The 15,409-nt window shown below is 63.0% G+C and carries 18 protein-coding genes; 14 read left to right on the top strand and 4 right to left on the bottom strand.

Going from position 1 to position 15,409, the window contains the following annotated elements; all coding sequences use genetic code 11:
- The first annotated feature begins 71 nt into the window (after positions 1-71).
- Positions 72-1,454, top strand: a complete 1,383-nt coding sequence (locus CU110_RS07010; protein WP_084208524.1) for an NAD-dependent succinate-semialdehyde dehydrogenase — start codon at positions 72-74, stop codon at positions 1,452-1,454.
- A 62-nt stretch (positions 1,455-1,516) separates the two neighbouring features.
- On the opposite strand, the gene CU110_RS07005 is transcribed toward CU110_RS07010, so the two are convergent.
- A complete protein-coding gene (locus CU110_RS07005; RefSeq protein ID WP_240499716.1) occupies positions 1,517-2,356 on the bottom strand; it encodes a cation diffusion facilitator family transporter in 840 nt (279 codons plus the stop codon).
- A gap of 52 nt (positions 2,357-2,408) precedes the next feature.
- Between CU110_RS07005 and CU110_RS07000 the strand changes: the two genes are divergently transcribed.
- The 3 genes from CU110_RS07000 (at position 2,409) to CU110_RS06990 (ending at position 4,975) form a co-directional block, all read left to right on the top strand.
- Complete coding sequence (locus tag CU110_RS07000) at positions 2,409-3,338, top strand: DMT family transporter (RefSeq protein ID WP_084208522.1); 930 nt, start codon at positions 2,409-2,411, stop codon at positions 3,336-3,338.
- Positions 3,339-3,432: 94 nt separating this feature from the next.
- Positions 3,433-4,590: an endonuclease/exonuclease/phosphatase family protein gene (locus CU110_RS06995; RefSeq protein WP_127735127.1), complete on the top strand. Its 1,158-nt coding sequence runs from the start codon at positions 3,433-3,435 to the stop codon at positions 4,588-4,590.
- Positions 4,535-4,975 (top strand): DUF1456 family protein, encoded by a 441-nt coding sequence (locus tag CU110_RS06990; RefSeq protein ID WP_346427175.1) that lies wholly within the window; start codon positions 4,535-4,537, stop codon positions 4,973-4,975. The genes CU110_RS06995 and CU110_RS06990 overlap by 56 nt, the downstream gene beginning before the upstream one ends.
- Here CU110_RS06990 and CU110_RS06985 read toward each other — a convergent pair whose 3' ends face one another.
- Positions 4,976-5,839, bottom strand: a complete 864-nt coding sequence (locus tag CU110_RS06985; RefSeq protein ID WP_084208521.1) for a PA4780 family RIO1-like protein kinase — start codon at positions 5,837-5,839, stop codon at positions 4,976-4,978. It abuts the gene before it with no gap.
- A gap of 85 nt (positions 5,840-5,924) precedes the next feature.
- A complete protein-coding gene (locus CU110_RS06980; RefSeq protein WP_127735124.1) occupies positions 5,925-7,022 on the bottom strand; it encodes an NAD(P)-dependent alcohol dehydrogenase in 1,098 nt (365 codons plus the stop codon).
- A gap of 37 nt (positions 7,023-7,059) precedes the next feature.
- Between CU110_RS06980 and CU110_RS06975 the strand changes: the two genes are divergently transcribed.
- On the top strand, positions 7,060-7,248 hold the full coding sequence (locus CU110_RS06975) for a hypothetical protein (protein ID WP_077375800.1): 189 nt from the start codon (positions 7,060-7,062) through the stop codon (positions 7,246-7,248).
- The gene (locus CU110_RS06970; RefSeq protein ID WP_346427174.1) at positions 7,175-7,735 is read left to right on the top strand and encodes an NYN domain-containing protein; all 561 of its coding nucleotides are present in this window, start codon (positions 7,175-7,177) and stop codon (positions 7,733-7,735) included. The genes CU110_RS06975 and CU110_RS06970 overlap by 74 nt, the downstream gene beginning before the upstream one ends.
- Before the next feature lie 16 nt (positions 7,736-7,751).
- Here CU110_RS06970 and CU110_RS06965 read toward each other — a convergent pair whose 3' ends face one another.
- On the bottom strand, positions 7,752-8,474 hold the full coding sequence (locus CU110_RS06965; RefSeq protein ID WP_084209689.1) for a UTRA domain-containing protein: 723 nt from the start codon (positions 8,472-8,474) through the stop codon (positions 7,752-7,754).
- A 166-nt stretch (positions 8,475-8,640) separates the two neighbouring features.
- Here CU110_RS06965 and CU110_RS06960 point away from each other — a divergent pair, with 166 nt between their 5' ends.
- The 8 genes from CU110_RS06960 to CU110_RS17590 all read left to right on the top strand — a co-directional run bounded on the left by CU110_RS06960 (position 8,641) and on the right by CU110_RS17590 (position 15,382).
- Positions 8,641-9,729, top strand: a complete 1,089-nt coding sequence (locus CU110_RS06960; protein WP_240499713.1) for an extracellular solute-binding protein — start codon at positions 8,641-8,643, stop codon at positions 9,727-9,729.
- Positions 9,730-9,821: 92 nt separating this feature from the next.
- Positions 9,822-10,646, top strand: a complete 825-nt coding sequence (locus CU110_RS06955; protein ID WP_084208519.1) for an alkaline phosphatase family protein — start codon at positions 9,822-9,824, stop codon at positions 10,644-10,646.
- A complete protein-coding gene (locus CU110_RS06950) occupies positions 10,646-11,494 on the top strand; it encodes an ABC transporter permease subunit (RefSeq protein ID WP_084208518.1) in 849 nt (282 codons plus the stop codon). Before CU110_RS06955 ends, CU110_RS06950 begins: the two co-directional genes overlap by 1 nt.
- Positions 11,478-12,413, top strand: a complete 936-nt coding sequence (locus CU110_RS06945; protein WP_240665511.1) for an ABC transporter permease — start codon at positions 11,478-11,480, stop codon at positions 12,411-12,413. The genes CU110_RS06950 and CU110_RS06945 overlap by 17 nt, the downstream gene beginning before the upstream one ends.
- A complete protein-coding gene (locus tag CU110_RS06940) occupies positions 12,413-13,567 on the top strand; it encodes an ABC transporter ATP-binding protein (protein WP_205694085.1) in 1,155 nt (384 codons plus the stop codon). Before CU110_RS06945 ends, CU110_RS06940 begins: the two co-directional genes overlap by 1 nt.
- A gap of 6 nt (positions 13,568-13,573) precedes the next feature.
- Positions 13,574-14,086: an HAD-IB family hydrolase gene (locus CU110_RS06935; RefSeq protein WP_127735122.1), complete on the top strand. Its 513-nt coding sequence runs from the start codon at positions 13,574-13,576 to the stop codon at positions 14,084-14,086.
- Positions 14,040-14,966 (top strand): GAK system CofD-like protein, encoded by a 927-nt coding sequence (locus tag CU110_RS17595; RefSeq protein ID WP_276317897.1) that lies wholly within the window; start codon positions 14,040-14,042, stop codon positions 14,964-14,966. The genes CU110_RS06935 and CU110_RS17595 overlap by 47 nt, the downstream gene beginning before the upstream one ends.
- Positions 14,942-15,382, top strand: a complete 441-nt coding sequence (locus CU110_RS17590; RefSeq protein ID WP_346427189.1) for a 2-phospho-L-lactate transferase CofD family protein — start codon at positions 14,942-14,944, stop codon at positions 15,380-15,382. The genes CU110_RS17595 and CU110_RS17590 overlap by 25 nt, the downstream gene beginning before the upstream one ends.
- Positions 15,383-15,409 lie beyond the last annotated feature (27 nt).

Genomic DNA, 15,409 nt, shown 5'->3' with positions numbered 1-15,409 from the left:
CCGCGCCCGGACACCAGAGGGCCATTGTCGCATGCCGGCAGCCCGTGCGGCAGGCTTGCGAGGGAGGCAAGATGAGCAACAAGACACTGACCGCGACCAATCCGGCCAATGACAAGGTTCTCAATGAATACGCCACGCTGAGCAAGGACGAGGTTCAGCAGAAACTGGAACAGACGCGCACTGCCTATCCGCAATATCGTCAGCTCTCGCTGGAAGAACGTGCGAAACGTCTGCACGCACTGGCAGATCTGATAGATCAGCGCCAGCAGGACATTGCCACCTTGATCGCCCATGAGATGGGCAAGCCGTATCAGCAGGGCATCAGCGAGACACAGATCTCCTCCAGCATCGCGCGTTTCTACGCCGACAACCTGCCCACGTTGATGGAAACCGAGCAGCGCGACGTCGAGGGTGCCGTCAGAGCCAAGATCGTCAAGGACCCCATCGGCGCAGTGCTGGGCGTGATGCCGTGGAACTATCCGCTCTATCAGGTCATCCGCTTCGCGACCCCGGCACTGGCAGGTGGCAACGTCTGCCTGATGAAGCATGCCTCCAACGTTCCGGGTTGCGCTGAGCTGATCACCCAGCTGTTCCACGAGGCCGGTTTCGAAGATGGCGTCTTCACCTGGCTGCCGGTGGGCTCGGAGATGATCGAAGACATCATCAATGATCCTGTCGTGCAGGGCGTGACTCTCACCGGCAGCGAAGAGGCAGGCCGCAAGGTCGCCGAGCAGGCCGGTGCGGCGCTCAAGCCCAGCGTGCTGGAACTGGGGGGTATCGATCCGTTGATCGTGCTGGATGACGCCGACATCGAGCGCGCGGTGGATCTCGCCATCGCCGGACGTTTCGACAATACCGGCCAGAGCTGTGCCGCCTCCAAGCGCTTGATCGTCGACAAGTCGATCGCCGAGGACTTCTCCAGACGTCTGATCGAGAAAGTGAAGGACATGCGCATGGATGACCCGCTCAGCGAAGGGGTCGACATCGGTCCGATGTCACGCAAGGACCTGCGCGATGACCTGCATGATCAGGTGCAGCGTGCCATCAAAGCCGGCGCCAAGCTGGAATGCGGTGGCGAAATTCCGGATCGCGAGGGTGCCTGGTATCCGCCGACGGTGCTGACCAACGTCACCCAGGGCAATCCAGCCTTCAATGAAGAGCTGTTCGGCCCGGTCGCTTCCGTGGTGGTCGCGGACAACGAGGCACATGCCATCGAGCTCGCCAACGACTGCCCCTACGGTCTGGGCAGCACGGTGGTGGCCAAGGACGACGAGCGCGGCGAGCGTGTCTCGCGTCAGCTGGAAGCCGGCATGAGCTTCGTCAATCGCCCGACCACGCCCTTCGCCCAACTGCCCTTCGGCGGTGTCAAAGGCAGCGGCTATGGTCGTGAGCAAAGCGAATATGGCTTCGGTGCCTTCATGAACATCCGCACCGTCTATGTCGCCAAGCACTGAGAGCCCATGGGCTGCAATCAACAACGCCCCGCTTTTCAGCGGGGCGTCTTGCGTCAGAAGCATCAACGAGACACGCAGCCCTGCAGACAGGCTTCGCCTTCCAGCTGCACCGTGACGTGCGAGATCGCATGGGTATCGAGCAGATAGGCCTGGACCCGCTCAAGCACCTCGCCGGGAATGCCGGTATCGGCCACCACCACATGCAGGCTGGCAACCGGGGATTGAGGCGTCAGGCCCCACAGATGAAGATCATGCACGCCATCCACTCCCTCCAGTGTCAGCAGACCCGCCTGGATTTCCTCGTGGTCAAGTTGCTCCGGTGTCCCTTCCAGCAAGGTATGCGCCGAGCGTTTCACCAGCGACCAGGCACCGCGCAGTATCAGTACCGCTGCGAGCATCGACAGCAACGGGTCGGCCTGATTCCAGCCGGTGGTCATGATGACCAGCGAGGCAATGATGGCCGCCACCGAACCCATCAGGTCGCCCATGACATGCAACAGGGCGCCGCGAAGATTGAGATTGTCCTGATCTCCCTTGTGCAATATCCAGAATGCCGCGATGTTGACGACAAGTCCGAGCACGGCAATCGCCAGCATCGGCCCTGCCAGCACCTCAGACGGCAGCCACAGGCGCTTGAGGGCAGCCATCACGATCGCGCCCCCGATGACCAGCAATGTCAGGCCATTGACGAACGCGGCGAGCACCTGAAAACGCGCATAGCCGAAGGTCAGCTTGCGGGTCGCTGCGCGATGTCCGAGGCGAAACGCGCCCCACGCCAATGCCAGCGACACGGTATCACTGAGCATATGGCCGGCGTCCGCCAGCAAGGCCAGAGAGCCCGCCACCAGCCCGCCGACGACCTCCGCCAGCATGAACCCGCCGGTCAGCCACATCGCCAGCATGACCCGCCTTTCGCTGTCAGCGGTCACCTCAGGTGCATGGTCATGATGCCCCATGAGCACCACTACCGAGACGACGCCTTCACGCTCGCCTTTCAAGGCCGATCTGTTGCTTCTGCTGGTCACCATCATCGCCGCCGCAGGCTGGATCTTCTCCAAGGAAGCCATGGCCGGTATGCCTCCGCTACTGTTCATCGGCAGTCGCTTCCTGCTGGCAGGCCTCATCCTGGCGATCTTCGACGCTCGCTCGCTGAGACAGCTCTCCACTACTCGCAAGCTGCGCGCCAGTGGAGTCGGCGTCCTGTTTGGCGGTGCCATGGCCTGCTGGTCATTGGGGGTGGCACTGTCCGAGCAGCTCGGCGTGATCGCGTTCATCAACAGTTTCGGGATTCTGATGGTACCGGTGCTCGCCCGCCTGCTGTTCAAGGACAGGCCGCCGATGAGCACCTGGATCGCCCTGCCCACCGCCCTGCTCGGTTTCGCTCTGTTGGGCATGGGACAACCCGGCGCTACGGAAAGCTTTCATATCGAACCGGCACAATGGCTCATCTTCGGGGCTGCCTGCCTGTTTGCCCTGGTGTTCAACTTCAATTCGCGTCTGGTGCGCAATATCCCGGCCCTGCCGCTGACGGCCATCCAGCTGATGACCACCGGCGTCACCTGCCTGGTGCTGTCGGCCATCAGCGAAAGCTGGCCGGCCGGCATCAGTCTCGACATCCTGAGCTGGTTTCTGGCCAGCACTCTGATCGCCAGCACCCTGCGTTTCTTCCTGCAGATTTACGCACAGAGCCTGACCACGCCCAGCCATGCCTCGGTCATCCTGATGCTCGAAGCGGTCTGGGCGGCCCTGATGTCGGCGGCCTGGTTCGGAGAGCGCATGACCCTGATCCAGATGACAGGCTGCGGACTGATCTTCATGGCCCTGCTGATCAATCGCTGGCAATGGATCGCGCGTCTCTGGCGTCAGCGACGGGTTGCCTCGTGAGTAAAGCGTCCTGACTTGAGTGTCAGGCATGTCGCCACCATGTCTGACGCTTGAGCGTTTGATTTCCCGCCCCATTCCTGTCACCGGAGCCCCCATGATCCCCACGCTACTCGGCGTACTCACACTGCTGATGGCAGCCTTCACCCTGCTGCCACTCACGCGCCTGCGGCATTGGTCCGTCCGCATCATGGACTTTCCCCGCCTGCAGCTGGCGGTACTCTGGGCGGCCCTGCTGGTGGCCGACCTTCTCGTCGGCGAGCTCTCGACAGGACTGCGGCTAACGCTGGCTTTCATCGCACTGGCAGGGCTCATCTACCAGGCGCAGTGGATCATTCCCTACACCCGGCTCGCCCGCTGTGAATCGGGCGTCGCGCAGCACAGTGACCCCGCACGTCATGTGCGTCTGTTGACCGCCAACGTGCTGACCAGCAACCACGACAGCGACGCCCTGCTGGCGATCGTCAGGCGCGAGCAACCCGACGTTCTCGTCACCCTGGAGTCCGATGGCTGGTGGGAAAGCCGCCTGGATGTCCTGGAGGGAGATGAGCCGGAGCATGGCTACCGGCATACGCTCAAGTGCCCGCTGGACAACCTCTACGGCATGCATGTCTATTCTCGTCTGCCCCTGCACGACGCCAGCATCGACTACTTGGTCGAAGATGACGTGCCCTCGATGCATGCCCATCTGGAGCTCAAGAGCGGCGATCGCATACGCGCTCATTTCCTGCATCCCGCGCCGCCCAGCCCGACCGAAAACGAGGAGTCCAGTGAACGAGACGCGGAGCTTGTCATCGTGGCCAAGAGCGTGGCCGAGAGCGAGCAGCCCATCATCGTGACGGGAGATCTCAACGACGTGGCCTGGTCTCGCACCACACGCCTGTTCCGCAAACTGTCCGGCCTGCTGGACCCACGCGTCGGCCGTGGCATGTTCAATACCTTCCATGCCAGCATTCCCTTGCTGCGCTGGCCGTTGGACCACCTCTTCCATAGCCGGCATTTCAGCGTGGTGCGCGTGGCTCGCATGGAAGCCTTCGGCTCCGATCATTTCCCGCTGCTGACGGAGCTGGCACTGACCCCGAACCAGAAGACGCGCGCCACGCAACTTCAAGACATCCTCAAAGACCGGACCCACGCCCGTGACCAACAACGACATCATCCGTCGCCTGCGCTACGCACTCAATCTCTCCGACAGCGACATGATCAACACCTTCGCCGCCGCCGACCACGAAGTCACCCGCGCCCAGGTCAGTGACTGGCTCAAGCGCGATGACGACGATGCCCAGCAGCGCATCAAGGACATCGATCTGGCCAGCTTCCTCAATGGCCTGATCAACGTGCGCCGGGGCAAGCGCGAGGGTGCTCAGCCCGCACCGGAAAAGCGTCTCGACAACAATCTGATCCTGCGCAAGCTCAAGATCGCCTTCGAGCTCAAGGACGATGACATGCTGGATCTGCTGGCGCTGGCCGGTTTCGAGATGATCACCAAGTCGGAACTGTCCGCCTTCTTCCGCAAGCCGGACCATCGCCACTACCGCGAATGCAAGGACCAGATCCTGCGCAATCTGCTCAAGGGCATCGAGCTGCGTCACCGTCGCCACGACCCGGAGACCGAGCAGCACGCCGTCGACCCCGCCTGACTAGTCATCATCGCCGTCTTCGGCACTCTTCAGACGCGCCTTGCGTTCCTGCTCCTCTTCCATGGCGGCCATGATGTTCTCGAGCAGCGCATCCACGTCCGGCGCCTCGGGGTCATCCTCGAAGAGACCCGTCAGCTCGACATCCGGGTCCATGTCACCGGCCTCGAACAATGCCCATATCTCATCAGCGTAGCGAGTCTGGGCAAGTTCCGGAGCGAACATCGCATAGTAGGCGGTGATGTTGGCGACATCGCGCGCCAACATGCTCTTGGCATTGTTGTTGGCCGCTGCGTCCACCGCCTGCGGAAGATCGATGATCACCGGGCCGTAGTCATCGACCAGCACATTGAACTCGGACAGATCCCCGTGCACCAGGCCGGCATGCAACATGCGAACGATATAATGCATCATCAAGGCGTGGTCTTCACGCGCCTGCTCCGCCGACATCGAGACATCATTGAGGCGCGGTGCCACATTGCCATCGTCGTCGGTGACCAGCTCCATCAGCAGCACACCGTCAAAGCAGCCGTATGGCTGAGGCACGCGCACACCGGCATCGGCCAGACGATAGAGGGCATCCACCTCGGCGTTCTGCCAGGCGGCTTCCTGCTGATCGCGTCCGAAACCGGAGCCCTTCTCCATCGCCCGCTGACGACGGCTGTTGCGTACCTTGCGGCCTTCCTGGTAGAGCACGGCCTGCTTGAAGCTGCGCTGGGCAGCATCCTTGTAGACCTTGGCGCAGCGAATCTCTTCTCCGCAGCGCACCACGTAGACCGAGGCTTCCTTACCACTCATCAAGGGGCGAAGCACTTCATCGACCAGTCCGTCATCTATGAGCGGCTGGATTCTCTTTGGCGTTTTCATCGCGTTCTTATACGCGTTTTCGCCTCGATCGGGAATCACCCCATCACAATTTTGTGACATGACAGACGCGAAAGCCCCCGGCATGTCAGGCGTTCTTCAAGCTCTGCATGTCGATGACAAAGCGGTATTTCACCTTGCCCTGCTGCATGCGCTCCCACGCCTCGTTGATATTCTGGATGTCGATCATCTCAATATCGCAGGTGATGTCATGCTCGGCACAGTAATCGAGCACTTCCTGGGTCTCCGGCATGCCGCCGATCAGCGAGCCCGCCAGCACGCGACGCTTCATGACCAGATTGCCGCCCTGCAGTGCGGGGTCCACCTCCTGTACCAGCCCGACGAGAATATGGGTACCGTCGTACTTCAGGGTATTGAGGTAGGGGTTGAGATCGTGCGGCACCGGTACCGTATCGAGCAGGAAATCGAAGGTTTCGGTCGCGGCGGCCATCTGCTCATCGTCGCTGGACACGATGACGTGATCGACGCCATTCTCGCGCGCTTCCGCTACCTTGGCTTCACTGCGCGTGAACAGGGTGACTTCACAGCCCATCGCCTTGGCGAACTTGATCCCCATGTGGCCCAGGCCACCCATGCCGATCACGCCGACCTTGTCGCCGGACTTCACGCCGTAGTGGCGCAGCGGAGAATAGGTCGTGACACCGGCACACAGCAGCGGCGCGGCCACCGCCGGGTCCAGCTTGTCAGGGATGGACACCACGAAGCGCTCGCTGACGACGATCCTGTCGGAATAGCCGCCTTGCGTGAGGCTGCCATCGTGGCGATCCGGGCTGCCGTAGGTCATGGTCATGCCCTCGAGGCAGTATTGCTCGAGCCCCTCGTGACAGGCGCTGCACTCACGGCAGGAATCTACCATGCAGCCGACACCGACCATGTCACCCACCTTGTACTGGCTGACATCATCGCCGACCTGGGTGACTCGCCCGACGATCTCGTGACCCGGCACGATGGGATACTGGGTGAAGCCCCAGTCATTGCGGCCGACGTGCAGGTCCGAATGACAGACACCGCAATACAGGATCTCGATGGCCACATCATCCGGGCGCGGCTGACGGCGCTCGAAATTCCATGGCGCCAGATCGGCGGAATCGGACTTGAGTGCGTAGCTTCGGGTGTTGCCGTCAAATGACGCGATCAAGCAGGAAAAACGCAGTCGTGTTATCATGCTCTTCCACCCCTCACGTCTCGGAACGGAGTCCCGCATGGCCAACACTCGTACTGCTGCCAAGAAGAAAGCACCCGCTGCTGTTGAAACATCCGCCTCGCTGGAAGCCCAGATGCAAGCCTTCCTCGATCGTGGCGGCAAGGTTGAAGTGATTGAATCCGGCGTCAGCGGTCAGATCATCGGCCACAAGCCGACCAAGCCCTCCAATCCCGCTGCCGGCAACTGATGCTTCCCCGCCCACGCGCCTCGCCGTCTTCATCGATGTTCAGAATATCTATTACACCACCCGCGACACCTTTGGCCGGCAATTCGATTACCGCCGACTGTGGGCCGAACTGGAATCCCTGGGCAGCATCACGCATGCCTACGCCTATGCGATTGACCGTGGTGACCCCAAGCAGCAGCAATTCCAGCAACGCCTGCGTGAGATAGGGTTCGAGGTCAAGCTCAAACCCTTCATCCAGCGAGGAGATGGCTCGGCCAAGGGTGACTGGGATGTCGGCATCACGATCGATGTGATGGAAGCCGCTCCCGACGTCGACGAGATCATCCTCGCCTCAGGCGATGGTGACTTCGCCCTGCTGCTGGAGCATGTCGCAGCGCGCCATGCCGTCACGACGCGTGTCTACGGCGTCGAGGCACTCACAGCCCTCGCCCTGATGCGCAGCGCTGATCACTTCCGCGAGATAGATGACACGCTGCTGATGCGCTGAGGCCCCAGATTGCCCTCTAGCGTTGTGGTGCGGCGGATAACGTCAACTCGATGGCATCGTGACGCCAGTGTTCATCATCGCAGTCCACTGCGCGGCCATTCTGATCGAAGTTGATCCGCGTGATGCGCTGCGCCGGGCTACCCGGTGCCGCATTCAGGGCGACGGCCGTCTCGGCGTCGAACACGCTGGAGGCCAGCTCGAAGCTCACGCGCCGGATGCGAATGGCGTACTGGTGAAAGTAGAGCGTCGTCAGCGAATGCGCCGAGAGGTCGAAATCAAGAATGCCGGGGAAGCAGTCGCGTCGCAGGTGATGACAGACGTGCAGCACCCGCCGGCCATCGATGCGCCGCACTCGCGTGATGCGATAGACCCCGGCACCCCGTGCAATTCCCAGACGCTGGGCGATCACCTCATCAGCGGGAACTTCCTGAGCGGCCAGCACCTCGGTGGAAGCGACCCGCTGCTGCGAATGCACCATCTCGTGAAAAGGCAGACATGCCAGCAGGTCATACCTGAGGCGCGGCGGCGAGACGAACCAGCCACGGCGGTTCTCGCGATAGATTCGCCCTTCCGCTTCCAGCTGCAGCAAGGCATCTCGCAAGGTGACTCGCGTGGTGCCGAACCGCTCGATCATCTCACGCTCGGACGGCAGACGCTGCGAGGCATGCAGCGGCGCTGCTTCAAGATGGTTCAGCAGCCTGCCCTTGAGCCCGGTGACGGGCAAATCCGCAGTGTGCATCAGGGAAGTTGCGTCGTCACCTGTGGGCTCGATCGATGATGAAGGCATGCGAAGTTCCTGAAAGATAACGAAAGAGAGCGATTTCTGGCGAGTCACTTGCATGTCATCCAAGGTGTCCATCATGACAAGGCGCATCCGTTGATTACCCCGTCTGGGAGGATTGTCATTGAAGTCGTTCACCGCTACCTCGCCCCGTACCGCCGGCCTGATGGTCTCGGCCCTCATGGCCACCCTGCTGAGCAGCGCCTCCGTCAGTGCCGCTGAAGTGCCGGAAGCACTGCTCAAGGCCGCCCAGGCAGAAGGCCGCGTCGACAGCGTCGGCATGCCGGACAGCTGGGCCAACTGGAAGGACACCTGGGCAGACCTCGAGTCGAAGTATTCCATCGCGCACAGCGATACCGACATGAGCTCCGCCGAGGAAGTCGCCAAGTTCAAGGCCGAAGGCGAGAACGCCACGGCAGATATCGGTGACGTGGGCTTCGCCTTCGGCCCCATCGCGGTCAAGCAGGGCGTGACTCAAGCCTACAAGCCGACCACCTGGGACGAGATCCCCGACTGGGCCAAGGATGAAGATGGCGAATGGATGCTGGGCTACACCGGCACCATCTCCCTGATGATCAACAAGACACTCGTCAGTGAAGATCAGCGCCCCGCTTCCTTCGCGGATCTCGCCAATGGCGATTACAAGGTCTCCGTCGGCGCGGTCGGCAAGGCGTCCCAGGCCAACAACGCCATCCTGGCCGCAGCCTTCGCCAATGGCGGCAGCGAGTCAGACCTGACGCCGGGTCTGGAAGTGTTCGCCGAACTGGCCCGCCAGGGACGCCTGTCACTGGCCGAGCCGAGCATCGCCAACCTGGAGAAGGGCGAGGTGGAGGTCGCACTGCTGTGGGACTTCAACGCGCTCAACTATCGCGATCAGATCAACCGCGACACCTTCGAGGTGGTCATCCCCTCGGATGCCTCCGTCACCTCGGGCTACGCCACCATCATCAACAAGCATGCCGCTCACCCGAACGCCGCCAAGCTGGCGCGTGAGTACATCCTGTCAGATGCCGGCCAGCTGAACCTGGCGGCAGGTTACGCCCGCCCGATCCGTGCCGAGCACCTGACCCTGCCGGAAGACATCGCCGCCAAGCTGCTGCCCAACGAGCAGTACGCCAATGCCCGCCCGGTACAGGACTTCGCCGGCTGGGAAGCCAGTGCCCGACAGCTGCCGCGTCAGTGGCAGTCCCAGGTACTGATCCACCAGCAGTGACCCCCGGCCTCTGTCCAGAGCGGATAGAGCGCGCACCATCCTGACAGACGGCACCGTCCACACGGTGCCGTCTTGAGCTTCACGGAGTCTTCATGTCCCAGCGTGTCATTCTTGTCGTGCTCGATGGCCTCAACCATGCCGTGGGCCGGCATGCCATGGGCTATCTGAGCGCCCTGGTCGAGGCCGGTCGCGGGCAGTACCAGTCGCTGGAGTGCGAACTGCCAGCGATGTCGCGACCTCTCTATGAGTGCCTGTTGACCGGTGATCTGCCCGTCGACTCCGGCATCGTCAACAATGGCATCGTGCGACGCTCGCGTGGCGTGAGCCTGTTCGATCTCGCCAGTCAGCAGGGGCGACGCACCGCGGCAGCCGCCTATCACTGGGTCAGCGAACTCTACGTCGCCGCCCCGTTCGTGCCAGCCAGACACCGACTGCTCGACAATCCCGAATCCGCCATCCAGGCGGGCATCTTCTACTGGCAGGATCACTACCCGGACGACCACGTCTTCAGCGATGCCGAGATGCTGAGACTGCGTCACGACCCGGACTTCCTGCTGGTGCACAGCATGAACATCGATGACGCCGGCCATCGCCACGGCGGTGAGTCCGCGCAATATCGCAATGCGGCGCGTCATGCCGATGTCGCCTTGGCCGACTACCTGCCCTGCTGGCTGGAGGCCGGCTATCAGGTGATGGTCACCGCCGATCACGGCATGAACGCCGACCGTTCACATTCCGGGCTTCTCGAAGAAGAGCGCCGAGTGCCGCTCTGGACCTTCGGCAGCGCCTTCGCCCGCAGCCCCGCCCGCAACCTTCGCCAGCGCGAGCTCTGTGGCACCCTGGCAAGCGTGCTGGGACTGGAGCACGACAAGGCCAGCAACACATCCCTGCTGGCAGGCCCTGGAGGGGACGCGTGATGCCGACATTCCTCAGGCGAGTGCTGACCAGTCCCGCGATGTGGCTGCTGCCCTTCGCCATCCTCTTCTTCGCCTTCCAGATCGCCCCGCTGATCTGGGTGATGATCAGCGCCTTCAAGATCCCCGCAGGCTGGGGGCTGGCCAATTTTCAGGAAATCGCCACCTCCCCCTTCTTCCGCCAGGCCATCGGCCGCAGTCTCGAGATCTCGCTGATGTCCAGCGTGCTGGGACTGGCGATCGCCGCCGTGACCTGTCACAGCATGCACCGCTGCGGGCCGGGCCTGACGCGCGCGATGATCGCCTTCACCAACATGACCAGCAACTTCGCCGGCGTGCCGCTGGCCTTCGCCTTCATCATCCTGATGGGGGCCAACGGCATGCTGACCTTGATGCTGGAGCGCCTGGGCATCATCGATGACTTCAATCTCTATTCACGCACCGGCCTGATCGTCATCTACACCTGGTTCCAGATCCCGCTGGGCATCCTGCTGCTCTACCCGGCCTTCAGCACGCTCAAGGGCGAGTGGCGCGAAGCCGCCAGCCTGCTCGGCGCCAACCGTCTGGCCTACTGGCAGCACATCGGCCTGCCCGTGCTCTGGCCGTCGCTGGCTGGCACGCTCACCGTACTGTTCGCCAATGCCATGGGCGCCTATGCCACCGTCTATGCGCTGGTGAACACCAGCTACAACCTGATGACCATCCGCATCGCCAATCTGGTCTCCGGCGACCTCTTCCTGCAGCCGGAACTGGCCAGCGCACTGGCGATGGTACTGGTGGTCATTCTCGTCATCGTCACGCTGATCCAGCAGTGGCTCATGCGCAGGAGCTACCATGTCACTTCCCGCTGAACTGCCGTATCGCCATGGCAAGCCGCTGCTGCCCAGCCTGATGGCCCGTCTACGCGGGCTCAATCCCTACAGCGTGGTGGTGGGCAGCGTCTTCACGCTGCTGGCACTGCCGCTGGTGGCCACGCTGTTCTACGCCCTTGCCACCCGCTGGGGCGCCAGCCTCACGCCCGATGGCCTGACGGTGAAGTGGTTTCTGGAGCTGTGGACCACCCCCCGTTTTCTCGCCGCATTCGGGCGCTCCCTGCTGGTCGCCGTCGGCGCCCTGATCCTGTCACTGCTGTTGATCGTGCCGGTGGTCTTCCTGGCCCATACCCGCTATCCGCGTCTGGATGGCTGGATGAATGGCCTGATCCTGCTGCCCTTCGCCGTGCCGCCCATCGTGTCCTCGGTCGGCCTGCTGCAGCTATATGCCGGCGGCCCACTGACGATCATCGGCACGCCCTGGATCCTGATTCCCACCTATTTCACCATCGTGCTGCCCTTCATGTACCGAGCGCTGGCCAACAGCCTGCGGGCGCTGGATGTGGCATCGCTGATGGAAGCCGCCCAGTTGCTGGGCGCCAGCCCGCTGCAGGCCTTCTTCCAGGTGGTCCTGCCCAATATCCGGGTCGGCATCCAGATCGCCGTCTTCCTGGCCTTCTCGTTTCTGGCCGGTGAATTCGTGTTCGCCAACATGCTGGTCGGCACCCGTTTCGAGACACTGCAGGTCTACCTGAACAACATTCGCGGGGCCAGCGGCCACTTCACCAGCGCGCTGGTCATCACGCTGTTCGTGTTCACCCTGATCCTGACCTGGCTGGGCAACCGCCAGCCTGCCGAGCAGGCGATGCCGGAAGAAGACCCCGAGGAGGCGCTGGCCACCGCCATGACGGAAGGTCTGCCCGCCACGCCCGCAAAAGCTGGCCCTGGGCACCGCTGATGCTTGCCACCGATATGCCGCAGACCCACTCTCGCCACGACAGCGATGGCCTGCTGACCAGCGCGTTGCGTGAACAGGCCGCCGACCAGCAGTACCTGACGCTCAAGGGCCTGGCCAAGCGTTTCGGCAAGACGCGCGTGTTCTCCGACATCGATGCCGAGATCGCCCGTGGCGAGTTCATCACCCTGCTCGGGCCCTCTGGCTGCGGAAAATCCACCCTGCTGCGCGCCATTGCCGGGCTCAACGACGTGGACAGCGGCGAGATCATCGTCGATGGTCACGACATCACCCGTCTGCCGCCCCAGCGGCGCGGCATCGGCATGGTCTTCCAGCACTATGCGCTGTTCCCCAACATGCGCGTGGCGGACAACGTCGCCTTCGGCCTGCGCATGAAGAAGGTGCGCCCCGAGGAGCGCGAGCGCCGCGTCACCGAAGTGCTGCGACTGGTGGAGCTGACCGACCAGGCACAGCGCTATCCACATCAGCTGTCTGGTGGCCAGCGACAACGCGTGGCACTGGCGCGCGCGCTGGTGGTCGAGCCCCAGATCCTGCTGCTCGATGAGCCGCTCTCGGCGCTGGATGCGCGCATCCGCCGTCATCTGCGCGACCAGATACGCGACATCCAGAAGAGCCTCGGCCTCACCACCCTGTTCGTCACCCACGATCAGGAAGAGGCCTTGCTGCTCTCGGATCGCATCTTCCTGATGCATCAGGGCAGCATTCTCCAGCAGGGCAACGCAGCATCGCTCTACACCCGACCGGTAGACGCCACGGCCGCAGGCTTCATGGGCCATTACAATCTGATCGGCAGCGAGCTTGCCCGCCCCCTGCTCGGCTACCTGTGCGATAGCCCGCAGGTCGCATTGCGGCCGGAGGCGCTTTATCTGCAGCCGGACGACTTCCCGCTCCAGCCATTGCCGGCCAATGTGGGGCCAGCGCTGCCCGGCGTCATCCTGCGCCATCAATTGCTGGGCAACATCGTGCGCTACGAGGTGGATTGTCAGGGACTGCGTCTCAACGTCGATGTGCTCAACCGCAGTGCCCGCCAGCTGCTCCCCGACCATCTGCGCGTGCAGGTGCATGCCGATCTCGACGAAGTCCAGGCGCTGGGCACACACGACACTGGCGACAGGTCACGGGTGGCAAATGGATGAAATGGGCTGGCCATCTTCGATCTCGATGACACCCTGCTGGATGGCGACGCTACGGGACTGTGGACCGAGTGGCTGATCCAGCTGGGCTGGATCACGGACCCCGAGCGATATCGCGCCATCTGGGCGCAGCAGATGGCAGACTACGCCGCGGGTCGACTCGACATGGAAGCGCACCTGAGCCATCTGCTCTCCCCGCTGGCCGGTCGCACCGTCAGTGAGGTCGAGGCCGAGGTGGGCACCTTCCTCGATACCGAACTGCTGCCGCGCCTCTACCGTGAGGGTCGCGAGCGCATCGCCTGGCATCGTGATCAGGGCCATCAGGTCGTGATCATCTCGGCCTCGACAGCCCAGCTGGTGGCACCGCTGGCAGAGCGACTGGCATTGGATGCCGCGCTGGCGACTCGCCTGGAGGTCAAGGATGGCTGCTACACGGGACGCGCCCAGGGCATCCGTACCTTCCGCGATGGCAAGCTTGCGGCACAGCCTCCTCACCTGGGGCTATTCGGATTCACGCAATGATCTGGCGTTGCTGGAGTTCGTCGATCACCCGCATGCGGTCTGTGCCGACCCGACCCTGGAAGCCATCGCCACGCAGCGCCACTGGCCGCGCCTGCGTTGGCAAAAAGGAAGCCGCAACATGGCAGAGGTCAGGGTCAGTCGGACCGCAAGGGTCCCGGATCCATTACGCGTCAGGCGTTATCACAAGGCACCGGAGGTCGGCCCCCGTGTGCTGTTCTTCAGCGGCGGCACGGCGCTGACGGGCATCTCGCGCACCCTGACGCGCTATACCCATCACAGCATCCATCTGGTGACGCCCTTCGATTCCGGTGGCAGCTCCGCCAAGCTGCGTGACGCCTTCTCGATGCCGGCCATCGGCGACCTTCGCTCACGCCTGATGGCGCTGGCCGATGACAGCGTGCTGGGGCACCCGGAGATCTACCGGTTGTTCACGCACCGTCTGCCAGCCGAAGCACGCCCGGAGATGCTGCAGGCCACCCTGCGGGAACTGGCGGCGGGCCGTCATCCGCTCAGCATGGCCGTGGCGGAGCCCATGCGCACGCTCATCTGTCATCAGCTGGGCTTTCTGATCGAGGCCATGCCGGCAGGCTTCGATCTGCGCGGCGCCAGCATCGGCAATCTGATCATCGCCGGCGGCTACCTGAACCATCATGAGCAGCTCGACCAGATCATCTTCCTGTTCTCCAAGCTGGTGCATGTACGCGGGACGGTGCGCGCCATCATCAATGCCGACTGCCATCTGGCCGTCACCCTGGAAGATGGGCGCAGAATCATCGGCCAGCACCAGATCACCGGCAAGGAAGTCGCGCCACTGGAGAGCCCGATCGCGCGCATCCAGCTGGTCGAGGCCCTGCGCTGCACCTCAACAACCGTCAGCTGATCGATTCCGCGGAACTGATCTGCTTTCCGCCGGGCAGTTTCTACTCCAGCGTCATCGCCAACCTGCTGCCCAGCGGGGTGGGACGCGCGATACTGGCCAACCCCTGTCCCAAGGTCTACATCCCCAACTGCAGTCCGGACCCGGAGCAGACCGGCAAGACACTCGAGCAACTGGTCGCGACCCTGATCGATACCCTGTGTGCGGACCTGGATGTCTCGCGCAACGACTGCCCCAACGAGCATCTGCTCAACATCGTGCTGCTGGACAGTCAGCGTGGCGACTACCCCGGCGGCGTCTCTGTCCCCGCGCTGGAGCGCATGGGGCTGACCGTGATCGACACTCGCCTGATCAGCGAGCAGAGCGCACCCTACTACGACAACGAACTGCTGGTCACCGCCCTGCTGTCACTGGTATGACGACCGCCACGCGCCGCCTGGCATGAG

Origin of the sequence: Cobetia sp. ICG0124 (genome assembly GCF_004006355.1) — a bacterium.
Taxonomy (GTDB): domain Bacteria; phylum Pseudomonadota; class Gammaproteobacteria; order Pseudomonadales; family Halomonadaceae; genus Cobetia; species Cobetia marina.
This window is presented reverse-complemented; position numbering and strand designations above follow the sequence as displayed.